This is a genomic window from Mycobacterium sp. (assembly GCF_049802695.1).
Lineage (GTDB): Bacteria > Actinomycetota > Actinomycetes > Mycobacteriales > Mycobacteriaceae > Mycobacterium.
In genome coordinates this window covers 1-8,017 of the sequence record NZ_JBARMY010000240.1, presented here as the reverse complement: position 1 = coordinate 8,017, position 8,017 = coordinate 1, and the positions used below count along the sequence as shown (strand labels likewise).

At 66.7% G+C, this 8,017-nt stretch carries 8 protein-coding genes; 1 reads left to right on the top strand and 7 read right to left on the bottom strand.

From position 1 onward, the window contains the following. Window positions 1-510, bottom strand: a 510-nt coding sequence (locus WA317_RS09750; RefSeq protein ID WP_425172834.1) for an adenylate/guanylate cyclase domain-containing protein, incomplete at its 3' end; no start/stop codon positions are given. Between the two features lie 323 nt (window positions 511-833). Then, window positions 834-2,270 carry a type I glutamate--ammonia ligase gene (gene glnA / locus WA317_RS09745; protein ID WP_425172835.1) on the bottom strand — a complete coding sequence of 479 codons (1,437 nt, stop codon included), beginning with the start codon at window positions 2,268-2,270 and terminating at the stop codon, window positions 834-836. 199 nt (window positions 2,271-2,469) lie between these two features. Here glnA and WA317_RS09740 point away from each other — a divergent pair, with 199 nt between their 5' ends. After that, entirely contained in the window at window positions 2,470-2,928 is a 459-nt protein-coding gene (locus WA317_RS09740; protein WP_425172833.1) for an RDD family protein, read from the top strand. Window positions 2,929-2,940: 12 nt separating this feature from the next. Here WA317_RS09740 and WA317_RS09735 read toward each other — a convergent pair whose 3' ends face one another. From WA317_RS09735 to sucB, 5 genes are all read right to left on the bottom strand, one after another. Then, entirely contained in the window at window positions 2,941-3,693 is a 753-nt protein-coding gene (locus tag WA317_RS09735) for a DUF4191 domain-containing protein (protein ID WP_425172832.1), read from the bottom strand. A gap of 27 nt (window positions 3,694-3,720) precedes the next feature. After that, window positions 3,721-4,698 carry a lipoyl synthase gene (gene lipA / locus WA317_RS09730; protein ID WP_425172831.1) on the bottom strand — a complete coding sequence of 326 codons (978 nt, stop codon included), beginning with the start codon at window positions 4,696-4,698 and terminating at the stop codon, window positions 3,721-3,723. Further along, window positions 4,695-5,381 (bottom strand): lipoyl(octanoyl) transferase LipB, encoded by a 687-nt coding sequence (gene lipB, locus WA317_RS09725; RefSeq protein ID WP_425172830.1) that lies wholly within the window; start codon window positions 5,379-5,381, stop codon window positions 4,695-4,697. Before lipB ends, lipA begins: the two co-directional genes overlap by 4 nt. A 99-nt stretch (window positions 5,382-5,480) precedes the next feature. After that, window positions 5,481-6,386: a TIGR01777 family oxidoreductase gene (locus WA317_RS09720; RefSeq protein ID WP_425172829.1), complete on the bottom strand. Its 906-nt coding sequence runs from the start codon at window positions 6,384-6,386 to the stop codon at window positions 5,481-5,483. Window positions 6,387-6,469: 83 nt separating this feature from the next. Continuing rightward, a partial coding sequence (sucB, locus tag WA317_RS09715; protein WP_425172828.1) for a 2-oxoglutarate dehydrogenase, E2 component, dihydrolipoamide succinyltransferase occupies window positions 6,470-8,017 on the bottom strand: 1,548 nt, incomplete at its 5' end.

Sequence of the window (8,017 nt, the reverse complement as noted above, 5' to 3'; positions counted from 1 at the left end):
GGGAAAGTCTGTGCGTAGCCCTTTCGCTCGGACTTGAAATACCCCGACCGCGGTGGGTAGATCCCGCAACCGCCGAGGCCCCAAATCCACCAGATCAACTCGGCTGAGCAGGCCCGCCGTTGACTCGGTCAACAGGACCTGACCGCCGTGACCGGCAGCCATCACCCGCGCCGCACGATTCAGCGCCGCGCCGAAGTAATCCCCATCGCGCAGCTCCGCTTCACCGGTCGCAATCCCCATCCGCACCGGCAACTCCAACGCCCGCTGCGCGGCCACAGCCGCATCCACCGCCGACTTCGGCGAGGCGAAGGCTGCGCACACCCCGTCACCGGTGTGCTTGAACAGCCAGCCGCCGTGTGTCTCGATCGCCTTGCGCAACACGTCGTCGTGGGCGGCCAGCGCCAGCCGCATCCCCTCGGCGTCGGCCTCCCACCGACGCGTCGAACCCTCAACATCGGTGAACAAAAACGTCACCACCCCCGAAGGAGCAGCCGCCGCAGGAGCGGACACCCCAGCAGAATCTCACACCAGGCGCGCTCCCACCTCACACATCGGCGGAATCCGACCGAGACACCCACGGGCCTTGGATCGTGGACGGGCGGTCCGCGATGCACTTGCCAAGCTCGGCATGGAGCGGTTGCACTTCCACTGCCTGCGCCATTATCTGGCGTCACTGTTGATCGAGCGCGGATGCGACGTGAAGACATTCCAAGCCAGGCACGGCACGGCTCGGCGAAGACGACCCGGGACACTTACGGGCACATGTGGTCCGATAAGGACCAGACCACCCGCTCCGCAATCAGTGGTGTGATCGCTGCGCGGGTGGCGCCAGGTCACACGTCGTAGTACAACGCGAACTCGTATGGGTGCGGCCGTATCTGCACCGGCAAGATCTCGACCTCACGCTTGTAGGTGATCCACGTCTCGATCAGGTCAGGCGTGAAAACACCACCCTCCGTGAGGTATTCGTGGTCGGCCTCCAGTCGGTCGATCACCGCGGAGAGCTGCACAGGCGCCTGCGGAATGTTGGCGGCTTCGTCCGGCGGCAGCTCGTAGAGATCCTTGTCGACCGGCGACTGCGGCTCGATCTTGTTCCTGATGCCGTCCAGGCCGGCCATCAACATGGCCGCGAACGCGAAATACGGGTTACCCGACGAGTCCGGGCAACGGAACTCGAGCCGCTTGGCCTTCGGGCTGTTGCCGGTGATCGGGATACGCACGCACGCCGAGCGGTTGCGCTGGCTGTACACCAGGTTGATCGGCGCCTCGAACCCGGGCACCAGCCGCTTGTAGGAGTTGACCGTCGGGTTGGTGAACGCCAGCAGCGACGGCGCGTGATGCAGAATACCGCCGATGTAGTGCCGGGCGATGTCGGCCAGCCCGGCGTAGCCGACCTCGTCGTAGAACAGCGGCCCGCCGTCCTTCCACAACGACTGGTGCACGTGCATGCCGGAACCGTTGTCGCCGAACAGCGGCTTGGGCATGAACGTCACGGTCTTGCCGTTCTGCCACGCAGTGTTCTTGACGATGTACTTGAACAGCTGCAGATCATCGGCCGCGTGCAGCAAGGTGTTGAATTTGTAGTTAATCTCGGCCTGGCCGCCGGTGCCCACCTCATGGTGGCCCTTCTCCAGCTCGAAACCGGCGTTGATCAGGTTGGTCTGCATCTTGTCGCGCAAGTCGACGTACTGATCGGCCGGCGCCACCGGGAAGTAACCACCCTTCGGGCGGACTTTGTAACCACGGTTCGGGCTGCCGTCGGCTTCCGTCGCGTTGCCGGTGTTCCACCAACCGGAGATGGCGTCGACTTCGTAGAACGACCCGTTGGTGCGTGAGTCGAACGCCACCGAGTCGAAGATGTAGAACTCGGCTTCCGGTCCGAAGAAAGCGGTGTCGGCGATGCCGGTGCTGATCAAGTAGTTCTCGGCCTTGCGCGCCACATTGCGGGGGTCACGCGAGTAGGCCTCCCGCGTAAACGGGTCGTGAACAAAGAAGTTCAGGTTCAGCGTCCGAGCGGCGCGGAACGGGTCGATGATCGCCGTGTCGGGGTCGGGCAGCAGCATCATGTCGGACTCGTGGATCGACTGGAAGCCGCGGATCGACGACCCGTCGAAAGCCAACCCGTCCTCGAAGACGCTCTGGTCGAAGGCCGAGGCGGGGATCGTGAAGTGCTGCATGACACCGGGCAGGTCGCAGAACCGGACGTCGACGAATTCGATCTTCTCGTCCCTGATCAGCTTGATGATGTCGTCTGCGGTCTTTTCGGACACCGAAGCGCTCTCCGTCGTCGAGGGCTTCGAGTCTGTGGCGGTCATGTGCAGCGCTCTCCTTTACTGGCCGTGCGTCGTGTTGGCTCGACCCGACGCTATGAAGATCATGTTGCCCGGTAATCACACCTGCGTTGCGCTGACGTTACGCGACCGTGGTGGGCTTCATCAGGGGGATTGCGGGCCGTCTTACATTGGAATCATGCCCCGCACCATCGGATCATGGTTGTCCGGCCCGCCCGATTCCAGTCGGCGGTCCGGTTATCCCGGTGAGGCACTCGGCTTGCCTGAGCGAGGCCCGGGTTCGCTGGCCCGGATGGGACGCCGCCTCGCCGCGCTGCTGCTCGACTGGCTGATCGCCTACGGTCTGGCCGCCTTGGCGATGGCGTTCGGGCTGATCAAAGCAACAATGCTGTCGACGGCGGTGCTGGTCATCTGGTTTGTGCTGGGCGCCGCCGCTGTCCGGCTATTCAGCTTCACGCCTGGCCAGTACGCCTGCAGGTTGCTGGTGACGTCGGTGGATCAGCGCATGCACGTCGGTAGCGGCCGTGCCGTCGTGCGCGGTCTGCTGATCGCGTTCGTCGTGCCCGCGCTGTTCGTCGATTCGGACGGCCGCGGTATTCAAGACCGGGTAACCGCTACCGCCGTCGTCCGGCGCTGAGCGGAGCATTTGTTACCGGCGGCGCACAGTTCGCTGGACGCCGCGCATCTTGGCAGCGGCCGGCATCGGCCCCTTCGGCATTGCGGCAGCGCCGGCTCGTGACCCCAGCGCAGCCAGCCGCGACTCCAGCGCGTCCATCTGCTTGACGGTGATGTTGGCCGGCAGCTTGGTGAGGTGGCGTTCCAATTTGCTCAACGGGACCTCGCCTTCGTCGTTGCCGACGACGAGGTCGTAGATGGGCACCTCGCCGACCAGTCGCGCCGTCCGCTTTTTTTCCTGGGCGAGCAGCGGCTTGACCCGGGCGGCCGATCCCTCGGCGACCAGAATGACACCGGGCCGGCCGATCACGCGGTGCACGGCGTCGAAGTTCCCGGTCGCCGACACACCCGGCGTGACCCGCCACTTGCCGCGCAGATTGTCCAGGGCCCAAGCCGCGGCGCCGGTCTGGCCTTCGGCTTTGCGGTAGACCGACCGCTGGGCACGGCGGCCGAAGATGATGAACGCCACGAGTGCGCCCAGCAGCACGCCGAGCGGGATTCCCAGGATCATGGTGAACCCGCCGGCGGCAACCCCGGTTGCCACCGACGCGGCGACGATCACCACGAACGCGATGATCATGTAGGGCAGCAGGCGCTTGTCTTCTTTGCGCTGAATATTGAACGCCTGCCACAGCTGGGTGCGACGCTCCTTGGCGGTGGCCTTACGGGCGGCCTTCGCCTCGGCTTTGGCAGCCTTGCTGGCCTCGGCATTTCGGGATTTCGCCATAATTGCCAACAATACTGAAAGCGCCGCTCAACGCGGCGGGGCGGCGGTCGCCCGCTTGCGGTGCTCGATGGTCTGCTCGTAGAGTCGGCCGGCCCGGTAGGACGACCGCACCAACGGCCCAGCCAGCACACCGGCGAACCCCAACTGCTCGGCGTACTCGGCGTACTCGACGAACTCCTCCGGTGTGACCCAGCGCTGCACCGGGTGGTGTCGCGCCGACGGGCGCAGGTACTGAGTGACGGTGACGATCTCGCAACCCGCGTCATGCAGATCGCCCAGGGCGGTGCGCACCTCATCCGGCGTCTCACCCAGGCCGAGAATCAGATTGCTCTTGGTCACGAGGCCGAACTCGCGCGCTGCGGTCAGCACGTCGAGGCTGCGTTGATAGGAGAATGCCGGCCGGATGCGCCTGAAGATGCGCGGCACGGTTTCAACGTTGTGCGCCAACACTTCCGGGTGAGACTGGAAAACTTCCTTCAGCCGGGCGGCATCGCCGTTGAAGTCGGGAATCAACAGCTCAACTCCGGTCGACGGGTTGAGCCGCTTGATCGCGCGCACCGTCTCGGCGTACAACCAGGCTCCGCCGTCGGGGAGGTCGTCGCGGGCGACGCCGGTCACGGTGGAATACCGCAATACCATCGCCTGGACACTTTCGGCGACCCGTCGCGGCTCGTCGCGGTCCAGCGGCGCCGGCTTGCCGGTGTCGATCTGGCAGAAATCGCAGCGACGGGTGCACTGCTCCCCGCCGATCAGGAAGGTGGCTTCGCGATCTTCCCAGCATTCGTAGATGTTGGGGCAACCGGCTTCCTCGCAGACGGTGTGCAGGCCCTCGCGGCGCACCAGCCTCTTGAGTTCGGTGTACTCCGGCCCCATCCGCATACGGGTCTTGATCCACGGCGGCTTGCGCTCGATCGGGGTCTCCGCGTTGCGTACCTCCAGCCGCAGGTACTTGCGGCCTGGCGGAGCCGCCGAGCCGGCGACATCAGGCCGAGGAGCAACGGTCATAAGCCCGATGTTACGTGGGCGCTCAGCGCGAGCCGGCCGTCCAGCGCGTCACACACCGCGCCGGCAACCGCGGCGCGCACGTCGTCGACACCGATGCGGCGCCCCAGTTCAACTGAAAGTGACGTCACACCCGCGTCGGCGATGCCGCACGGCACGATCGGCGCGAACGCGGTCAGGTCGCAGTCGCAATTGAGCGCGAAACCGTGCAACGTCGTGGCGCGGGCAACCCGCACCCCGATGGCGGCGATCTTGCGGGCGGGTTGCCCGCCGGAAGCCGGCAGCCACACCCCCGACCTGCCGTCGACGCGGCCTGCGTCGGCCAGACCGAGGTCGGCGCAGATCGCGATGAGCGCTTCTTCAAGGCGGCGAACGTAATTGACGACGTCGAGCGGTTCGGCGAGCCCGACGATCGGGTAGCCGACGAGCTGCCCCGGACCGTGCCAGGTGATCTTGCCGCCGCGGTCGACGTCGACGACGGGTGTGCCGTCAGCCGGCCGCTCATGTGGTTGGGTGCGCCGGCCGGCGGTGTAGACCGACGGATGTTCGAGCAGCAGCAAAGTGTCTGCATAACCGGCCACGCGAGCGTCGGCCAACTCGCGCTGTAACTGCCAGGCCGCGCGATAGGCGACGCTGCCCAGCCAGCGAACGTCGACAGCGGCGGCGCTCGACCGGATGGAGGTCACGAAGGCGAGGGTACTCGGGCAGGCTTTGCCGGCGAGCCGCGAAACAAAAGCCACGGCTGCGCTCGACGCAGAAACGCAGCCCGCGCTTATGTCTGGCGGTCAGGCGACTCCGCGGCGGGCGGTGGCGTAGCCCAGCGCCTCACCGATCGTCTGGTGGCAGAACTCGAAACCAGCGCGTTCCAGCGCCGCCGGGATAGCCCGCTGGCCGTCGAGCAGCCCCTCATCCGCGAACTCCCCGAGCACGGCGCGCACCGCGAACCCGGGCATCATCAAGGGGGCGCGACGGCGCAACGCATGGCCTAGCGCCTTGGTGAACTCCGCGTTGGTGACCGGCGCCGGACCGGTGAAGTTCACCGGCCCGGACAGCTCTTCGTGGGAGATGGCGAACTGTAATGCACGCACCTCGTCCTCGAGGCTGATCCAGGACATGTACTGTCGGCCGTTACCCAACCGCGCGCCCAGACCCAATGAGAACACTGGTCGTAGCCGCCCGAGCGCCCCGCCCGATAGAGACAGCACCACGCCGGTGCGGGCGAGCACCACCCGGGTGCCGGCCTGCTCGGCCGGCGCAGTCGCGGCTTCCCAGTCCTGGCACAGCTGGGCCAGGAAACCCTCGCCGACTGCGCTGGCTTCGTCGACGACCCGGTCCTTGGTGTTGCCGTAGTAGCCGACGGCGCTGGAGTTGACCAGCACACCGACCCCGGCGTCGGCGACCGCGACGGACAGCACCTCGGTCGGCGTGATGCGGCTGTCCCGCAGGTTCTGTTTGAATGCACCCGACCAACGGCGTTCGCCGATGCCGATGCCGCACAGGTTGACCACCGCGTCCACGCCGCTCAGCGCGCTGGGATCGAATTCACCGCTCTCGGGATTCCAGTGCAGTTCTCCGGCGTTCGCCGGGGTGCGCCGTACGATGCGCAGCACCCGATGGTCGTCGGCGCGCAACGCCGCCACCAGAGCCGAGCCGATCAGTCCCGACGAGCCCGCGATTGCGACAACTTTCATGGCCCCAGTCCCCACAGTCTCCGAAGCCCCCTCCTCATCGCACTACGTAATGGCTTCGGGTGAGTACCCCTAAGTTGCTCGGCCTAAGTCGTCAGTCCCAGATCGGCTTCGAACGAGGCCTCTTCGAGCCGATGCTTGATCGTCGTCAGAAATCGTCCGGCGTCCGCACCGTCGATCAACCGGTGGTCGTAGGTGAGCGGCAGATAGCAGATCGAGCGCACGCCGATCGACTCGTTGCCGCTGTCGTCGAGCACCACCCGCGGCCGTTTGACGATGGCCCCGGTGCCCAGCATCGACGCCTGCGGCGGCACCAGGATCGGGGTGTCCAGCAGTGCGCCCTGGCTGCCGATGTTGGTGATCGTGAAGGTCCCGCCGGATAGTTCGTCGGGCTTGAGGTCACCTGATCGCGCTCGCGTGGCGATGTCGGCGATGGCGCGGGCCAGTCCGGCGAGCGACAGGTCGCCGGCGTTGTGGATGACGGGGGAGAGCAGTCCCTGCTCGGTGTCGACGGCGAATCCGAGGTGTTCGGCGTCGTAGTACGTGATCTCTTTGGTGTCTTCGTTGTAACTGGCGTTGACGTTCGGGTGGACCTTGAGCGCATCGATGACCGCGCGGGCGATGAAGGGCAGGAAGGTGAGGTTCACGCCTTCGCGTTCGGCGAAGCCAGTTTTGGCCTTGGCCCGCAGTGCCACGATCCTGGTCATGTCGACCTCGTGCACCTGGGTGAGTTGTGCTGTGGCGTGCAGTGATTCGCGGGTCTTCCGGGCGGTGATCTGGCGGATGCGGCTGGCCTTCTGCGTGGTGCCGCGTAGGTGCGCCAGTGCGGGCGCCGGTTCAGGTGCCGCGGGTGCCGTCGCCGCCGCGGGGGCCGTAGGTTGCGGTGCGGGCGCCGCCTGGGCTTCTTTCTTCTTCTCCGCAGCAGCCAGCACATCCTGCTTTCGGATGCGCCCGCCCACACCGGTTCCCGTGACTCCGGCGAGGTCGACGTTATTGTCCGCAGCCAATTTTCGCACCAACGGTGTGACATACGGGGAGCCGCCGGGCTGCGGCTGCGCCGCAGCTGGTGTCTCAGGCTCGGGTGGTGCTACCGGCTGACGCCCGGACTGCGGTGCGGAGGTGGGTTCGGCCGCCGGCGCGGGTTGAGCGATCGGTTGGCGCTCTGGGGCGGGCTCCCCCTTTTGAGCCGGCTCCGGCTCGGGCTCGGGTGCGGGCGGCGTCTGCTTAGGGGGCGCCTTGGAAGGCGCCGGGGTGGGCTGTCCGCTGCCGATGCGGGCCAGCTCCCCGCCGACCGCGACGGTGGTGTCCTCTTCGGCAGTGATGCTGAGCAACGTGCCGGCCAACGGTGACGGGATCTCGGTGTCCACCTTGTCGGTGGACACTTCGACCAGCGGCTCGTCGGCCTCGACCGAATCCCCGACGTTCTTCAGCCAGCGGGTCACGGTGCCCTCGGTCACCGACTCACCCAGCTCGGGCATCAACACCGGCTGAGACGATCCCGGCGTGTCGCCGTTGCCGCCGGAAGCCGCCGGGGTCTGCGGTTGGGACTCCGGCTCCGGTTCAGGCTCGGGTTGGTGCGCCGGTTCCGGCTCCGGCTCCGGCTGCGGTTCGGGTTCGGATGCGGCGGCCGGCTC